16 protein-coding genes are annotated in these 15,915 nt (G+C 66.9%); 2 read left to right on the forward strand and 14 right to left on the reverse strand.

Going from position 1 to position 15,915, the window contains the following annotated elements; all coding sequences use genetic code 11:
• From PV350_RS35225 to PV350_RS35250, 6 genes are all read right to left on the reverse strand, one after another.
• On the reverse strand, positions 1-473 hold a 473-nt coding region (locus PV350_RS35225), incomplete at its 3' end, for a DNA cytosine methyltransferase (RefSeq protein ID WP_500337588.1).
• A gap of 87 nt (positions 474-560) precedes the next feature.
• Positions 561-1,016 (reverse strand): hypothetical protein, encoded by a 456-nt coding sequence (locus PV350_RS35230; protein ID WP_500337589.1) that lies wholly within the window; start codon positions 1,014-1,016, stop codon positions 561-563.
• Positions 1,017-1,220: 204 nt separating this feature from the next.
• Positions 1,221-3,332: an ATP-binding protein gene (locus PV350_RS35235; RefSeq protein ID WP_500337590.1), complete on the reverse strand. Its 2,112-nt coding sequence runs from the start codon at positions 3,330-3,332 to the stop codon at positions 1,221-1,223.
• Positions 3,329-3,748: an RRQRL motif-containing zinc-binding protein gene (locus tag PV350_RS35240; RefSeq protein WP_500337591.1), complete on the reverse strand. Its 420-nt coding sequence runs from the start codon at positions 3,746-3,748 to the stop codon at positions 3,329-3,331. The genes PV350_RS35235 and PV350_RS35240 overlap by 4 nt, the downstream gene beginning before the upstream one ends.
• Complete coding sequence (locus tag PV350_RS35245; protein WP_500337592.1) at positions 3,748-4,605, reverse strand: DUF2637 domain-containing protein; 858 nt, start codon at positions 4,603-4,605, stop codon at positions 3,748-3,750. Before PV350_RS35245 ends, PV350_RS35240 begins: the two co-directional genes overlap by 1 nt.
• The gene (locus PV350_RS35250) at positions 4,602-4,865 is read right to left on the reverse strand and encodes a DUF6284 family protein (RefSeq protein ID WP_500337593.1); all 264 of its coding nucleotides are present in this window, start codon (positions 4,863-4,865) and stop codon (positions 4,602-4,604) included. Before PV350_RS35250 ends, PV350_RS35245 begins: the two co-directional genes overlap by 4 nt.
• Positions 4,866-5,357: 492 nt before the next feature.
• Here PV350_RS35250 and PV350_RS35255 point away from each other — a divergent pair, with 492 nt between their 5' ends.
• Positions 5,358-6,116 (forward strand): GntR family transcriptional regulator, encoded by a 759-nt coding sequence (locus PV350_RS35255; protein WP_500337594.1) that lies wholly within the window; start codon positions 5,358-5,360, stop codon positions 6,114-6,116.
• A gap of 53 nt (positions 6,117-6,169) precedes the next feature.
• Positions 6,170-6,679, forward strand: coding sequence for a P-loop nucleotide/nucleoside kinase family protein (locus PV350_RS35260; protein ID WP_500337602.1), 510 nt, complete (start codon positions 6,170-6,172; stop codon positions 6,677-6,679).
• A 95-nt stretch (positions 6,680-6,774) separates the two neighbouring features.
• On the opposite strand, the gene PV350_RS35265 is transcribed toward PV350_RS35260, so the two are convergent.
• From PV350_RS35265 to PV350_RS35300, 8 genes are all read right to left on the reverse strand, one after another.
• On the reverse strand, positions 6,775-7,875 hold the full coding sequence (locus PV350_RS35265; RefSeq protein WP_500337595.1) for a Swt1 family HEPN domain-containing protein: 1,101 nt from the start codon (positions 7,873-7,875) through the stop codon (positions 6,775-6,777).
• 230 nt (positions 7,876-8,105) lie between these two features.
• Entirely contained in the window at positions 8,106-8,708 is a 603-nt protein-coding gene (locus PV350_RS35270) for a restriction endonuclease (RefSeq protein ID WP_500337596.1), read from the reverse strand.
• A gap of 26 nt (positions 8,709-8,734) precedes the next feature.
• Complete coding sequence (locus PV350_RS35275; protein WP_500337597.1) at positions 8,735-9,052, reverse strand: hypothetical protein; 318 nt, start codon at positions 9,050-9,052, stop codon at positions 8,735-8,737.
• Between the two features lie 1,724 nt (positions 9,053-10,776).
• Positions 10,777-13,323, reverse strand: coding sequence for a tetratricopeptide repeat protein (locus tag PV350_RS35280; RefSeq protein ID WP_500337598.1), 2,547 nt, complete (start codon positions 13,321-13,323; stop codon positions 10,777-10,779).
• A 17-nt stretch (positions 13,324-13,340) separates the two neighbouring features.
• A complete protein-coding gene (locus PV350_RS35285) occupies positions 13,341-13,778 on the reverse strand; it encodes a hypothetical protein (protein WP_500337599.1) in 438 nt (145 codons plus the stop codon).
• A 424-nt stretch (positions 13,779-14,202) separates the two neighbouring features.
• Positions 14,203-14,949 (reverse strand): SDR family oxidoreductase, encoded by a 747-nt coding sequence (locus PV350_RS35290; protein WP_499513045.1) that lies wholly within the window; start codon positions 14,947-14,949, stop codon positions 14,203-14,205.
• 147 nt (positions 14,950-15,096) lie between these two features.
• Positions 15,097-15,609 carry a hypothetical protein gene (locus PV350_RS35295; protein ID WP_500337600.1) on the reverse strand — a complete coding sequence of 171 codons (513 nt, stop codon included), beginning with the start codon at positions 15,607-15,609 and terminating at the stop codon, positions 15,097-15,099.
• Between the two features lie 60 nt (positions 15,610-15,669).
• The coding region (locus PV350_RS35300; RefSeq protein ID WP_500337601.1) for an alpha/beta hydrolase at positions 15,670-15,915 on the reverse strand (246 nt) is incomplete at its 5' end.

Raw genomic sequence — 15,915 nt, forward strand, 5'->3', positions numbered from 1 at the left:
GTGTGGGCGGGGTGCGGGGGCGGGGTGAGGGTGAGGCCTCCGCCGGTCTCGAACAGGCGGTGCCGGTAGGTGTGCAGGCCGAATGCCGCGCCGCACAGGGTGACCGGGTCGCGCAGCTCGCCGCGGGCGTCCTCGACGTTCTCGATCACCCACGGGCGCCCGGTCGTTTCCAGGGCTTTGCGGGTGGGGGCGATCAGGTCGGGGTGGTCGCGTCGCTGGATGCGGTGGGTGAGGCTGTAGAGCTGGCACGGCGGGGAGGCGTGGATGACGTCGAACTCCGCCCCGTGCTCGCGGATGAACGCGACCGCGTCGCCCTGGACGAAGTTGAACGGGTAGCGGGGCTGCGGGTGGATGTCGATGCCGGTCACGTCGAAGCCGGCGAGGCGGTAGCCCGTGCTTGCGCCGCCCTGGCAGCAGAACGCGTCCAGCAGGCGCGGCCTGCGGGATCGCCCGGCGGGGACAGGTTGGGTCATGCTGGATGTCTCCAGTTCTCTGATGGGGGACTGAGACGGAGCGGGCCGCGTGTCTTTGGCGAGATCGGGCGGCCCGCTCCGGCGTAGTCAGCCGTGGAAGTGGTTGCGCTTGAAAACGGCCTTGCGGATGTTGACCGAGGTCCCCTGGTCGGCCTCGCCGGTGCGGAGGACTTGGGCGGCGATCCATCCGCCGAAGATGACCGCGGCCAGGATGATGAGCTGGTGGACCAGGGCCGCGAGTGCGGCAATGAACGTCGTCAGTAGCACCAGCCCGCCGCACACGGCGGCGAAGCCGACCCCGCCCAACGCGATGTTCACCGCGGTCCGGGAGACGACCGGCCGTCCCTGCTCCGGGATCGGAGCGGGGGCATGCGGGGTGAGGGTGTAGCCGGTGACGACGCGGCCGTCCGGGAGGACCACGCTCGTCACGGTGGTGTCCGGCTGCATGGGCACGAGCGGTGCCGCGTACGCCTGCACGGGTACCGGCTGGTGGACGGTGACGGCCTGCTCGACGGGCGCGTGAGGAGTGCTCTCGGGGAACATGCGGAATCCCTTCTCGGCATGGCGCAGGGAGGCTGAGGCACCCCCTGCCGGGGTGCCGCTGGAGGGGGTGTTGGGGCTGCCGACCTGCGGTCTTCCCTGACTCCCTGATGGATCATCTGGGCTGGTCAGGGGCAGGGAGGCGGGTCAGGGAGGGGTTCAGGGAGTTCTCCCTGCCTCCCTGACCCGCGCCGGGTGTGGCTCCCTCTACTCGCCGGCGGAAGCGGAACCGTCGGCGTCGCGGTTGGCGAGAGCGCGGGCGAGGCGGTCGCGGCCGATGACCATGCGGCCGTCGGACTTGTAGGGCTCGGCCCCGGTCCCGTCCAGGACGCGCTTGAGGTCGATGAACGACCAGCCGCCGTAGGCGTCCGCGTTCAGTGCCGCCAGGCGCTTGAGGACGTCCTGTGTCAGCACCCGCGGCGCGTCCCCGAGCACACTGGCGATGTCCGCGAGCGGGTCGCGGTCCTCGCCGGACTCGATGACCCGCAGCGTGGTCACTCCGTCCCGCAGGGCCTTGGCCCGGTCGGCGATCTCAGCCGCGGTGTCGGTGTCGATGTAGTGCGTGCGGACCGTGATGGACGCCTGACCCGCCGGGATGGCGATGCCGTCGGAGGCGACGACGACCGTGCCCTTGTCCAGCCCCGGGCGCAGCAGGTTCGGGGCAGCGCCTCCGTCGACGGCCTTGTCCCCCAGCGCCATGCGAGCCTGAGACTCGGTGCCCAGCGCGAGCGACGCGCGGGTGTGGGCACCCTCGCGGACCAGCTTGGGGAGGTTCTGGTCGGTGGGGTCCTGCGTGCCCTGCCACAGCAGCACGTTCACCGCACGGCCCTGGTTGTGGATCTTCCGTGCGGCCATGAAGTAGCGGCTGGTGGCTTTGGAGCCGCCGTAGGGGCGCTTGTCCTCGTCCTTGAGCGGGCACATGAACGCGACCTGCGCCTCGTCGACCAGGACGATCAGGGGCGGGAAGACGCTGCCGGGCGGGGCGGTGAGGCGGCGCTCCATTTCGGCGACGCCGCTCTCGACCATCTCGGTCGCCTGGATGACGTGGTCATCGGTCGGGCCCTGGATCAGCACGGTGGCAAGGCCGTCGAACATGGCCCAGTCGCCGGCGCCCTTGAGGTCCGCCACCCGGAACTCCACTGACCGATCGAGTGCCAGCCACAGGGCGAGCGCTCGCAGGGCCGCGGTCTTGCCCTGGTTGGACAGGCCCGTGATGAGCAGGTGCCGCTGATACAGGCTCAGGCCCGCGGCGTCGCCGCGCAGGTCCTGGCCCCACGGGGCCCGGCCCTTGGCGTAGTCGGCTCGAAGTGTCTCGTCGGTGGTGAGCGGGGACGGGCCGATCGGCTCGTCCAGCGCCCCGGAGTCGGCGATCCACAGCCGCACGGTGCGGGCGGCGGTGGGGATGGTGATGAACACCTCGTGCTCGTGCCTCGTGAGGTTCTCGGCGAGCTTGCGGCGCCGGTTCTGCACCTCGATCGTGGACACCCCCGAGGGGAGGGTGACGTCGACCTCGACGCCGCAGCCGGCGATCCGGATGGGGCCGAGCATGGAGGCGCCGGCGTCGCCCATCTCCTTGATGGCGTTCCGCAGTGCGGGCACCCCGAGGTCGCGCAGGGCTTTGACCACGATGGACGGGGTGATCGGCTCCCCCTCACCCGACCGCACGTTGGCGGGCATCGTCCACTGCGGGGCCGCCTGCTGGTGCCGGCCCACAGCCCACAAGGCCAGCAGGGTGAGGAACGGGCCGATCTGCACCAGCGGGCCCCACACCACCTGAACGATCGTGATCATCAAGTTGATGAACTTGATCACGGCCATGATCGGGGTCACGACGTCGGTGACGTCCTTGGTCGCGATGGCCATCACGATCCCGAGGGCGATCAGGCCACCGATCCCGGCCCCGGTTCCGACCAGCGCGCCCTTGGCGGCGGCGATGGGCGAGTAGAGCAGGTCCATGCGCCGGCGGTGCCGGGCGGCGCGGAAGCGCTGCCCGCGCTCCTCCCACTGCATCGCCTCATCGAACTGCCCCGCAGCCTCAGCAGCGCGCAGCATCCGCTCGTACCGGGCCGCCGTGCGGCCCTCCCACGTGCGGCGGACCACGATCCGCGTGCCGCCCAGCACGTACATGCCGTGCCGGATCACCGCACGCGCCACGGTCTTCGTGCGCTCGTGCGTCGCAGCCGACTTGATGGCTTGGCCGGACCGGACCCAACGCCGCGCGACGCGGGGGCTGTCGGAGGCCGGTATGGGCTTGGGGTCGACGGCGGGCGGGGCGTCGGTGGAGTTGTCTTTGAACAGTCGAACGACGTTGTCACTCATGCTGCGAGGTCTCCTGACTGCCCCGTCCCGGGGGCGTCCACTTCGGTGTCGGGGTAGGCGCAGGGCACACACATGCCGAGAGAGGCGGGGATGACGTAGCCCGCATCGGATCGGCAGGAAGGACAGGTACGGCGCGCGGCCATCGCGGCGGCGAGCGCGGCCCGCCTGGCCGGGGTCATCGGCCTTACGGGCTTGGCCTGGTCGACGCGGTAGAGGTAGGCGACCAGGACCCCGGTCTTCCGGCGGCGGGCCTGTCGCATGAGCTGAGCCGCAACCGGCTGACCACCAGGGCGCAGGCCACGGGCCCGTAACTGCCGGCGGGTGGCGTAGCCGTCGGGGGCGAGGCGCCACGGGAAGGTCGGTAGCCCCCACGTGGCGCCGGCCGGGTCGTAGCACTTCCCGAACGCGGGCGACATCAGGCGACCGCGTCAGTGTCGGTGCGCTCGGAGCGCAGGGTCTCGCGCAACACGCGCGCCTTTGCCGGGGATGTACGGACCGCGCGGCGGATGCCCTCTGCCGTCAGATCCTCGATCAGCCAGCCGGCCGTCGCCTTGCGCGCCTCGATCAGCAGCTCATCTGCTGTCCGCACCGGTCGGGGCGTACGAGCCGACTGCGGGACCCGACCGGTCGCCCCACGGGGCCGGGTCGACTCCGCAGCCGCCACCGCGACCGGTGCCGACTCAATCGCCGCCACCGGCTCCACCGCGACGGGCGGGGGCGGGGAGGGAAGCTCGATCGCGACCGGTGCCGGAACGGGCGTCGTGAGGGTCGACTCTTCCAGGTCAGCCGTAGACCGATTCCTCTTGGTCTCGGACGATTCCTCCGCATTCGCGTGCAGAGCCGACTGGTGGTGCAGCACCTTGGCCACCAGGTCCGAGCCGAAGTAGATCGACCCGACCGGCAGCGAGGTGGCCAGCAGTACCAGGGCCCAGTTCGCCGGGTCCCAGTTGGCCAACCGGCCCCAGTCGACCGACCCGCCGTGGAGCTCCGGCACCAGGCCGTGCACGTAGTTCAGCAGCAGCGAAGCGATCGTGTAGGTCGCCAGGACCCGCAGCGCGAAGCGGCGATCCCGATCGGTCAGAACGAGGGTGGCGATCAGGGCCAGGGCCATCAGGCCGTCGACCACGAACGGATACAGGGTCGCCGCGGTCGCGTCCGCGCCGATGGTCTCGGCGACGTCGCGCAGGGCGTTCCAGGAGACGCGGAAGGCCATGCCGACGACGCCGACCAGGGCCAGCACCAGGGCGGCCCGCCCCTTGCGTTTGAGGTTCACGCGGCACCGCCCGTCCGGCCCGCAGGGCCGTTGGCCAGCGCCCGCCGGGCGGCGAGCACGCGCCGGCGGGCCCGGCGCAGCCGCCGGGAGTCCACCTCGGTGGGCGTGCGGTCGAGCGTCATGATCTGTGCGTCCAGCAGCTCGACTTCCGCCAGGACGACGGGCATCTCATGCTCGATCGCGAACAGCTCAGCGTCCGACGGTTCACCATCGGGCAGGGCGCCGGTAACAACCGGCTGACGTGCAGCGATGTGCTTCATGGGTCGTGTTCTCCCTAGTAGAAGGAACGGCCCGAACAGCGCCCCCGGAGTTGCCGCTCCGGGGGTGCGCGCCGTCGTGTTGATCAGCCACGTCAGTGCGCGGCACGGCCGCTGTGAGCGGCCGGGAGTGCCCCGGGCGAGATTCGATCTCGCACCCTTCACGGCTGGATGCCGGGGCGACGTGCATGTCTCCTTCGGGGGTGCCGAGCCCGTGTCAGGTAGCGCGACATGACCCCGTTGCAGGCGTATGGAGACGTGACCTTTCGGTCTAAGCCGTCCGGAGTGACAAGGGTCCGGTCCGCCCTCGGCCCGCTCTGCCCCGGGCCCCTTGACCTCGAATGGGCCCTTGAATCAAGGGCGTACCGAGGTCCGGCACCCACCGACCGGTCGAACCGACCAGCGAGCACATCCCTAAGGTTCCCTAGGGTTCCCTGCGGTGTCAAGCGGTAAGCTAAGGAACCCCAGGGAAGTGACGACAAGGAGCGAGGCAACATGGCAGGCCAGGCCGACAACCGGGCGCCGTACGCGAAGATTGCCGCTCACTACACGGAGCTGATCGAGTCTGGTCAGCTAGAGCCAGGAACGCTCTTGCCGAGCATCAAGAACATCTCGGAGGAGTGGAAGGTGAGCACCGCAACGGCAGAGAAAGCCCTGCGCAAGTTGCGTAACGAGGGTCTTGTCCGAGGTATCCACGGCATCGGCACTGAAGTCTTGGACCGGCCGGCTCCGATGTCTTCGGGGTCCCAGCGGCAGGACCGGGGACGCCGTACGGGGTCGAGCTGGGGGGCAGGCGAGAGGTCTGACTCTCATCAAGCGGCCATGGTGCCCGCACCTGCTGAAGTGGCACGAGCACTGGACATCGAGCCCGGCTCGGACGTTGTGCGCCGAAGCCGGGTGTACAGGGACCGGCACGGCATCGTGGCGCACAGTACGTCGTGGATTCCCGCTCGATACGAAAAGCTGATCCCGCAGCTATCAGCAAGTGAGCGTCTGACGGGCGGAACCTCGCTCCAGCTCATCGCCGAGGCGACTGGCTTCCCGATCAGCCATCGCATCGACACAGCCTCCGCCCGTCGGCTGACGCCGGAGTACGCACAGCTCTTGGAGCTGGACTCTGACTATCCGTCAACGGAACCGGTGGTCGTGATGACGGCGAAATTCGTCGACAGTGAAGGCAACATCGTTGAGTACGGCGTGGACCTCGGCGGGCCCGGCCGGACATGGCGTACAGAATCGGAGGTCACCCCGTGACGGTCGGGGGAGACACGCTTGCGATGTCCCCACACCCGCCGTTCTGCGTCTTGATGGCCGGACTCCCCGGCTCTGGCAAGACCACCCTTTCCCGTGCTCTCACCGCTCGCGGATTCGTACGGCTGTGCCCGGATGAGGAGATGTACCGCAGGCATGGGGTCTACGGAGTGGACTTCCCCCGGGGGACCTTCCCCGCGCTAGAGCGGCCGGTCCTTGAAGACGTGGCGGTAGACCTTCGTAACGAGCTGCAGGCGGGGCACGATGTCGTCGTTGATCACGGCTTCTGGACCCCAGAGGACCGAGCCAGATGGCGCGCCGTCGCCGCCGACGCCGGCGCGACCCCTGTACTCGTTTATCTCGCTGCGAGTCATGACGAACTGTGGGCAAGGATCAGCAAAAGGAACGATTTCCATGCGGACGATCCCAACGCGATCTACTTCTCCGAGAGCGATCTCCGACGCTATCGGTCCCGCTTTATCGTTCCAGGACCCGACGAACCGCACCTCACGTACGAAGGCGACCTTTCAGTCATGGCCGCGGCACTGGACACAACCCAATCGTGAATCTGATCATGTCAGGCCGACGACCACTCAGTGTAAGGGCCTTGGGGTTCGCGTGTCTGACGACTGCGGAAACTCCCCGTCATTAACGGGCCCGGTTACCACTCCGGAAGAAGCTCCACCTGTCCGCCCGAACCGAACATGCTAATAGGTATGGTCTCCTCGCTTACGATCGACCATCCACTACTGCTCATGATTCGGTAATCGATAGAGTCCGTTCGACTCCTCCATTCTGCGAAGCCTTGGTCGTCCATGCCCATGTCCCCCCGCGCTCTTCCACCGTACCGAAGGGAATAGAGCAAAGCATCGAAACAGGCTCCAAGAACGTCCGCTGTACCCACAGGATCATCGACGGCACTGAAGGTGAATTCCACATGGTTAGGATGGCTCACGAGCATTTGAACAATCAGAGGGCGGATTCCTCGAATCTCATTCCACAGGTAGCGAACATCAACCGCGCCATCTCGCAAGTAGAAGTCTGCATGCCAGAACAGCCCCTCGGCGCTCCCTAGCTCTTCCGGCCAGGATGCCCACGGACGCCTGCTAACCCTCACTTCCAGACCTACCCCATACTGCATATCCGCATGCCGAATGAGGCGTTGCGCAGTCGGATGCTCTCCAGAAATCCATCCGACAGTCATGGCATCCTTGAATTTTTTCGGACTCGGCAGGGTGCGCCTATTGTACGCAGCACAAGCAATAAAAGCCCCCTGCTCTAGATCGCGAAGAGTCTGCTCAATGCGACCCAGGTCATCCCTATGCGGCTTACGGATATGGCCGATCCGATGACGCACCCTCTTCAACTCCTCTTGGCGCCCATTCCAAGAGCCACTTTCCAAGAGCGCATACTCAAACTGCCCCCAATGATTTTCGATTACCTGCAAAAGTTGACTATAGTCAAGATAGGCGAGGGGGTTTTCGCTGTCGGCAGTTGACATGTGTTTATATGCCGCGTCTTGCGTCTGCCGGCCTGACGCGGCTCGCAATTTATCGAGCCAGTTTGCTCCATAAAGAGCACGTAGCTCTACATAAATGAGTTCCCGCAGCCACGCTTCCAACTGCCACCACCGGGCGTAGAGAGCTAGGGACTTTGCGGGCATAACGCTGGGGACGACAGAACGCAAGGCGTCGTAGCTCTCAGAGCCGAGCCAGCTTTCCAACTGTCGACGTTGCTCTTCGATCGAGTCTTCAGCACTCATAGTGAGTTTCTACTACACAACTACCGTCCATGTGCGCTGTTTTGACCGAAGCGGCCGCTCATGGGCGCCTCCAGACACGTCACCTCATGGGCTCAAGAGCGCAACCAGCCCCTAGAGCCCCGTGACGCTGGACCGCGATTCCCAAGCTGGCTACCGGACAGCACAAGCGGATGACAGGCAGTGCTGCCGTCTACGCCTACCACCATCCGGCCCGGCAAGATGCAGGGTGCTTAGTCCGACTCAGAGAAGATTTTGGAGACGGGTAGGTGACAGTGCCCTGTCTCGCTGGCATGCCGTTTCTTGCGACGCATCAACTCGTCCAGGCGGATGCGTTGTTCGAGCACAGCCATGAAGTCGCCCCCATCCATCGTGATGAATGGCGTGCTGAGGCTGTAGACCGCCAGGGCGTCCGCAGTGAAGTTACTCATGCTGATGTAAAGGCCGAGGGTGTTCTTGCCCTTGCGCTCGATATTACTCTTGAAGACGTCCAGCTCGCGACGGCCGATGGCCTCTTTCCACCACTTGGCTTCAAGGACGTAGTGGTCAGTATCGAAAGAGAACGCCCCATCGATCTGTTCGTGTTCCAAGCTGTATGCCGCCCGCGGCTCCAGGTCGTACAGGGCGAACAGCTCGTTGATGAAGCTCTCGAAGTCCCTCCCACGCTGCTGCGGGTTGGTAGCAGCGTGCATCACGATGAACCGTTGCTTCAGCTCCTCATGAGCCTGGGCAAGGGCTCGGCCGTCCTGGGCCTGCTTGGCGCTCTCCGCAATGGCAACCGCGTGTGCCTCATGCTCCGCGATTACCTCGCGCTGCTTGGCAGTCCAACGCCTCAACTCCGCGACGGCCGCAGTAGCTTTGGCTACCTTCTCCTCCCCATCTGCTGGGAAGTCAAGTTAGGAAAGGTCTCCATGTCAGCGATGTCGAGCATGAGCGCGACCGTCAGGTCGAGGTACCGAGCTTCATTGGCTTGCAGCAGGGTGACCAGTTGGCCGGACACTTCCCGCTTGGTGGACGACTGGAAGCTCAGCTGCGCCAGGAGCTCGCCGTGGTCCTTCAACATTGCCCGGACGTACAGCTCGAAAGGGTCTTTGTTCCAGTAGATCGTGGTCAGCGCCTCGACCAGTGCTGTGTATGCGGCCGGGCGGATGGCCTTACTGCGATCGTTGGGCTGCGGCACCGTCCCCCTCCTCCTTACGCACGATGACCGACCTATCACGGTACCGCGCGATCGGTCGATGACCAGCCTGTATGACAGCGATCGATCCCAAGTGGCGTCGATGACCCACCATCCATCCCGTGCCGACGCCGCGATCAGGACCGTGGTCCGCATACGGTGTCGCCCAGCGCAAGCAGGAGGAAGCCAGGGAGCCAAGCGGGTGGCCACACAGCTAGGCCAACAACGATCGGCACTGGACGAAGACGGACGACTGGAGGCGGGGCCGCAGAACAGCGCCGTTGTCACTGAGGGTCTGCTGGATTGGTGCTCAACGCGGTCACTGCACGGGCTACGGTCGCGTCTGAGCGACGGCCGCGTGCTGTCCCGTCAGGTGCTGTACATGAAGTGCAGGTCGATGAGCTCAACCCAGTCGTCGTAGTCCATACGGCGGCTGTCGCCGCCAGCGTCATCCCGCCAGCACCACCGACAGCTCCTCCGGTGAGAGTGCAGCGTGATCTACCCATGCCTGGACGCCCAGGGCCGCTTTCCTGTGTGGCATTTGACAAGCAGGGCAAAGGGTGAAGGATGGGAAGTGACGGAGCGGTCTCGGGCCTGACCCGATAGGTATCTGCCATTGGGTGTCAGCGGCAGTGGTCTCCAATTCACTCAAAGCGTCGTAGGGAATGTCACAGGCATCACGGGGCTGTTCGCGACCCGTCAGTCAGTGCGACGCTTTCGCATCCCGAACAGTCCGGGAGCAATCATGCATGTGTGCAAGCGAGTAGTCGCCCTGACAGCCGTAGCGCTGCTTCCACTGTCAGCGGCACTCTCGATAATGCCTGCGACTCAGGCATCTGCCGGGCCAAATAACCCGAGGGTTAGGGTGGTGGGCCAAGCGCAGATCTGCAAGCCGGGGACCATCGTCCACCGGGTTCTGATCCAAACGGCCAACGGCGAAGCCACCGACGACTACGTAGCGGGCAAGCCAGGGGCCCTCTTTGGCATCTACTCGCTGGCCCTAAATAGAGTTCCCAAGCGCGGCGAGAGGGCACAGATTTACGTCTTCTGCACCAACTGGGGGGGCAAGGAGAGCAGTTATGGAAAGACGGTAACCATTTCGCGACCACCGGTCGGCACCCTATTCCATTTGTCGCTTAAACCGTGAGGGTGGGGTCCAATCGTTCCTGGTCGGTGTGTCCGGTATGTCGATTCGGCCGTTCGTGGGGGCAAGTGGCATACCGTGGGTCGTGAGTTGTGGGCGTTGATCGGGCGCTGCTGCCGAAGTGGCGTGGCGGTCGCCGGTGCCGCAGGCGGTGAACGACCGGGAGTGCCTGAAGGGCATCTTGTTCGGGTCGTACACCTCTCATGTGGCAGCAACTGCCTCTGCAGCTAGGCTTCGGTGGTGATATTCGGAGCTGCGAGCCAGGCCCCGCGACCTGGCAACCGAAGGCTTACGGGGTCTGGAATCGCGTTCGGGATGAAGAGGTCAAGGGCGCTTGCGGGAGCTGCCTCACCGCGCACCACCACTGCACCACGTAGGGCGGACAGCCACGGTCAACAGGGGGCAGCAGACCACGAGGGAAATCGCCCAGTAGACCGGGGTTCCGGCAGGTCAGATGGGTATCGCAGACGGTTTTTCAGGATTCCCAAGCTCAGAGCACGGATTCGCTCCCGGTCACCCGCTCCATCAAAAACCTAGGTCCCGCCCGTGTCCGCACGATGGACGCCATCGATGGCGCCTACGGTCAGGTGCCTCGTGGTGGGCTCTCGACATTCGCGCGGGATGTGGCTGCTGCTTCGTCGTCGCCAGCGCGCGTGTAGGCGGTGGCGGATTGTTCCCATGCCTCCCGAACCCGGGACAGCTCGGCACCGGATGCATTCAGCGTGGTGGCGAACTCGGCCCATGCTTCTCCGGTACGCGCCCAGTCCTCTTCCTGAGTCAGCATCGCAACCGCATTCTCCCCAGCTGCGATCGCCTCTGCGTATCGTTCCAGGCTTCGATATGCGGTGCCGATGTTGTTCCAGGCAATGGCTTGGCCGTGCGTGTCGCCGATCTGCTGGTAGAGGTCCAGGCCGGTTCGGTGGGCGTCGAGCGCTTCGGTGTAGCGCCGGAGCTCTTTGAGAGCGTTGCCGAGGCCATTCCAAGTGCTGGCTTGGCCCTCGGTGTCGCCGGTCTGCTGGTAGAGGTCGAGGGCGGTTCGGTAGGCGTCGAGCGCTTCGGTGTAGCCCCGGAGCTCTTTAAGGGCGGCGCCGAGGCTATTCCAGGCGATGGCTTGGCCGTGGGTGTTGCCGATCTGCTGGTAGAGGTCCAGGCCGGTTCGGTGGGCGTCGAGCGCTTCGGTGTAGCGCCGGAGCTCTTTAAGGGCGGCGCCGAGGCCACTCCAGGCGATGGCTTGGCTGTGGGTGTCGCCGGTCTGCTGGAAGAGGTCGAGGGCGGTTCGGTAGGCGTCGAGCGCTTCGGTGTAGCGCCGGAGTCCCATGAGGGAGCTGCCGATGCCATTCCAAGCGCCTGCTAGGCCGTGGGTGTCGCCGGTCCGCTGGTAGAGGTCAAGGGCGGTTCGATGGGCGTCGAGCGCTTCGGTGTAGCGCCGGAGCTCTTTGAGAGCGTTGCCGAGGCCATTCCAAGCGCCGGCTTGGCCGTGGGTGTCGCCGGTCCGCTGGTAGAGGTCAAGGGCGGTTCGGTGGGCGTCGAGCGCTTCGGTGTGGCGCCGGAGCTCTTTGAGAGCGCTGCCGAGGTTGCTCCAGGCGCCGGCTAGGTTCCGGGCGTCACCGAGTACCTGGCAGGCTTCGAGTGCGTGGGCGCGGACGGTCACCAGATCCTGAAGTCGCCGCCGCCAGTCCAGGTAGCGGCCGAGGAAGAATCCTAGTTCCGCGGCTGTCTTGGTGCGGGCATAGGTGTGGGTGGTGGCAAGCAGGTTCTCGCGTTCGGCGTCAAACCAAGCCAGCGCCTGCTCCCGTCCGGCGAACAGCGCCAACACGGCTTCGCCGGGCGGCCGGAGGCAAGTGTCGGCTGCTCTAGCGTGGCTAACGTAGTGGTCGGTGAGTCGGGTGCGGGCCTGTTCGTAGCGCCGGCGGGGAACTCGGTCACGGTCCATGGCGGTGCGGGCCAGTTCCTGCGCGTGGACGCGCAGGAGGTCGTGCATGAACCAGCGGTCGCGCATCTGGCTGTTCTGGATGAGCAGGCGTGCTCGGACGAGCTGTCGCAGCAGCGGGGTGATCTTCTCAGCGGGCTGGCCCGTGAGGGCTGCGACGGCGGGGGTCGAGATGTCCGGGCCGGGGTGGAGTCCGAGAAGGCGGTAAAGGTCGGCCTCCTGATGGGAGAGGCGGGTGAGGCATTCGTCGAACACGGCGCGCAGGTTGCGTTCTCCGTCGTCGAGGCCGCCAAGGAGGGTGCCAGCGTCGGTGAGCATCCGCACCCGCTCGGACAGCGGCTGGTCGGGGTCGTCAGCGAGGAGAGCGGCGGCAATCTGCAGCGCCAGGGGCAGGTAGCCGCAGAGCGCGGCGAGTTCCTCTGCGGCAGCGGGCTCGTCCTCGACCCGTCGGTCGTCGGGGTCGGCGACCTCCAGCCGCTGGCGCAGGAGGTCGACGGCGGCATCCGGCTGGAGAGGGTGGAGGTTGAACATGCGGGCGCCGAGCCCGGGCAGCGTGTGCCGGGAGGTCACCAACACTGCGTGGTGACGGGCCGGCAGCAGCGGACGGATCTGGTCCGAGGTGGAGGCGTTGTCCGCCAGGATCAGAACCCGCTGCTCCTCACCTGCCAGAGACTCGAGTTGGGACCGATAGAGCCCCTCCCGCTCTTCCAACGTGGGCGGGATGTGTTCCGGCGCGACACCAACGGCTCGCAGCAGCGCCTCCAGCGCGGCCTCCGGTAGGACGGGGGTCGGGTCGTAGCCGCGCAAGTTCACCACCTGCACACGCGAAAACCAGCCCTTGTCAATCGCGGCATGTCCCACGGCGTGAGCGAGCGTCGTCTTGCCCACGCCCGGCAGCCCCGCGATTGACCCGACTGCCGCACCCGCGCCACTCCCGGGGGCGAGCAGGGAGAGGATCTTGGCGACCTCATCCTCGCGACCGGTGAACTCGTGCGGCAGCCCCGGCAGGGCGTTCAATGCGGTCGGCACCGCTGCGTACGCCTGCACGTTGATCTTCGTGGTCTGCGTCCCGCTACCGAGCACCTGACTGCGCTCGAACGACGCCCCCGCGAAACTGCTACTGGTTCGCTGCCCCCGCCCGGGGCGCTTGTCCTTCTTCCCCTTGCCCTTGCGCTTACCGGAATTGTTCCTTGCCCCCATGACCGCCGCCTGTACCGCTACCGGTGGTTGATCGTGTTGTTCTGCGTTCCGCTGCCCAGAACCTGACTATCAGTAAACGTAGCGTTGCTGAAGTCGTTGCGTGTGCTCTGCACCGGGGCCTGGGCGCGCGCCTGCTGAACCAGAACCTGCAGCTCAGCGACTACCTGATGCCGCTCCTCGTCCCGGAGCTGCTCAAGGAGCATCTCCAGACGGGTCTGCCAGCGGGCCACCAAGACAGTCTGCACCCGCTCCGCCTCGGCGCCGTTGCCAGCCGACTCCAGCTCGGCCTGAGTCTGATCGAGCCGCTCAAGCTCGGCCTGCTCCCGATCCGACTCGCCGCGGCCAAGGATCCGCGCGACACCACTGCGGATCCCAGCCCACGCATCAGTCCCCGCCGCCTGCACAATCGCCCCGCCACCGGCCGCCGCCACCGCGATCAGTCCCTCGACCGACACGACAACACCCCCACCCTTCAACGGACAAGAAGCCCAGCATAGGACGAGAAATTCTCCGGATCAGCCGAACCACCAACGCCTCACGGGCCTGCGACGAGCCGACAGCGACGGCTAAGCGATCTCGAAAACAGCCGTGCAGTGCATCGGGGGGCCAAACGGGGAGCCACACGAGTAGGCCTCCGACGGTCAGCCTTGGACGGTGACGGACGCCTCACAGCCCCGGGTGATAGTCAGTTGGTTGGGCGCAGGGGCCGCAAGGCGCAGCAATCGCGTTCGGGACGAAGAGGCCGTGGGTTCAAATCCCGCCACCCCGACTTCGTAGTTGCAGATCAGGGCTCCCAGGAAATTTCCCGGGAGCCCTGACTCGTCTCAGGTGACTATCCGCCTGACCACCGCTCGCGGTCCCGGTCGAAGCCGGGGTCGGTCATGAGGGCTTCGCCGCGCTCTGCGCCTCGAGCCACTCGGTGAACGTCTGGGTGCCGCGGGGGCCGGGGCCGGTCGGCAGCAGGCCACCGCTGCGCATCCCGCCGGGGAAGTACAGGGGCACGACCGGACGGCGGCGGGCGCCGCCCGCGGCGATGAGGCGCCGGGCCAGGTCGACCAGGGACTCGACCTGCGGGCCCGCGAGCTCGGGGGCCATCCCCTTCGGCGCTTCGAGGGCGAGGTCGACGAGGGCCTCGGCCACTTCCCGTACGGCGATGGGTTGGACCGGCGCCGTCGGCACCAGCGCGATCGGTCCGGGGACACCGCTCAGCGCCTGACCGACGAACTCGTAGAACTGCGTCGCCCGCATGATGGTCCATGGCACCGGCCCGCCCCGGATGATCTCCTCCTGCCGCAGCTTGCCCGTGTAGTACGGGTGCCCGACCCGGTCGACCCCCACGATCGACGGCGTCACGAGGTGCCGGACCCCGGCGCGTTCGGCCGCACCGATGAGGTTCCGTCCCGCCTTCTCGAAGAAGCCGACGGCCACCGACTTGCGGTTCGTGGTCACGTTGCTGACGTCGATCACCGCGTCGGCCCCGGTCAGCGCCGCTTCCAGCCCCGACCCGCTGACCAGGTCGACGCCCTGTCCGCGTGACAGCACCACGGGCTCGTGTCCGCGGGCCCTTACGGCCTCCACCACGAAACGTCCGGCCACCCCGGTACCGCCGGCGACTGCGATCTTCATGACTGCTCCCGTCCTCTCGGTGCTGCACGAAAGGAAGGAACGGGCCACACCCATCGCGTCAGCTCCACCTATTGTTACGATCGCGATCGTATCATTCAATACTAATAGGGATGGCCGCCGCATGCCGGCCACCCCGAGGCCGTCCTCTCAGCCCACCCCCACCGGACCCGGCGGGCACCCGGGGTCCCGGGAGCGCCAAGCGTGCGGCGGCTCGCCGACGCCCTGGGCATGCAGCCACGCCGTGGCCCGCACCAGGCCGCGCGCCGCGTCCAGGGGGGTGTCGCAGGAGCGCCCGCTCTCGGCGACGGTGTGCCCGCCGCAATCCACCTCGCGGTCGCACGCCACCCTGACCTCCGCCTCGACCTCCCACGGCGGACCCCGGCGCAGATCCCAGAGACATCGGCGCGGGAAGTACAGCCGCGCGTGGAAGGAGACCTCGCCGAGCTCCACGGAGCCGAAGACTCCCGCGAGCTCGAAGCCCTCAACACGGAGGTACTCCAGGCCACTTCCGGTGTGACCGGCCCGGACGCCGAGGTGCTCGGCCAGCCGGGAGACGAGCGCATCGGCCGTGCTCAGCGCCTCCTGCACGGCCTCGGCGTCTGCCGGATCCGGGAACACCCAGCGCACATCGCCCCGGCCGAGCGGGATCGCTTCCTCCACGGGCACGAGTCTGACCCGGCGCGGGCCCACGGCCAAGGCCTGGACGCGCAGCGGCGCGGGTCAGCCGCAGATGGTGCCGGGGGCGGGGAGTTCGCCGTGGGTCAGGTAGAGGTCGACGGCGTCGTCGATGCAGGGGCTGCCGCGGTGGTAGGCGGTGTGGCCGTCGCCGTCGTAGGTGAGCAGGTGGCCGGAGTCGAGTTGACGGGCGAGGGACTGGGCCCAGGGGTACGGGGTGGCGGGGTCGCGGGTGGTGCCGACGACGAGGATCGGCGGGGCGCCGCGGGCGCTGATCCGGTGCGGGACCTG

It is taken from the genome of Streptomyces sp. PA03-6a, from assembly GCF_033792765.1.
GTDB lineage: Bacteria > Actinomycetota > Actinomycetes > Streptomycetales > Streptomycetaceae > Actinacidiphila.

Bases quoted from the DNA above. Each gene is read 5' to 3' on its own strand.
- PV350_RS35280 (WP_500337598.1), bottom strand. From the start codon at position 13,323: ATGGGGGCAAGGAACAATTCCGGTAAGCGCAAGGGCAAGGGGAAGAAG.
- PV350_RS35240 (WP_500337591.1), bottom strand. From the start codon at position 3,748: ATGTCGCCCGCGTTCGGGAAGTGCTACGACCCGGCCGGCGCCACGTGG.
- PV350_RS35250 (WP_500337593.1), bottom strand. From the start codon at position 4,865: ATGAAGCACATCGCTGCACGTCAGCCGGTTGTTACCGGCGCCCTGCCC.
- PV350_RS35235 (WP_500337590.1), bottom strand. From the start codon at position 3,332: ATGAGTGACAACGTCGTTCGACTGTTCAAAGACAACTCCACCGACGCC.
- PV350_RS35260 (WP_500337602.1), top strand. From the start codon at position 6,170: ATGGCCGGACTCCCCGGCTCTGGCAAGACCACCCTTTCCCGTGCTCTC.
- PV350_RS35255 (WP_500337594.1), top strand. From the start codon at position 5,358: ATGGCAGGCCAGGCCGACAACCGGGCGCCGTACGCGAAGATTGCCGCT.
- PV350_RS35265 (WP_500337595.1), bottom strand. From the start codon at position 7,875: ATGAGTGCTGAAGACTCGATCGAAGAGCAACGTCGACAGTTGGAAAGC.
- PV350_RS35290 (WP_499513045.1), bottom strand. From the start codon at position 14,949: ATGAAGATCGCAGTCGCCGGCGGTACCGGGGTGGCCGGACGTTTCGTG.
- PV350_RS35230 (WP_500337589.1), bottom strand. From the start codon at position 1,016: ATGTTCCCCGAGAGCACTCCTCACGCGCCCGTCGAGCAGGCCGTCACC.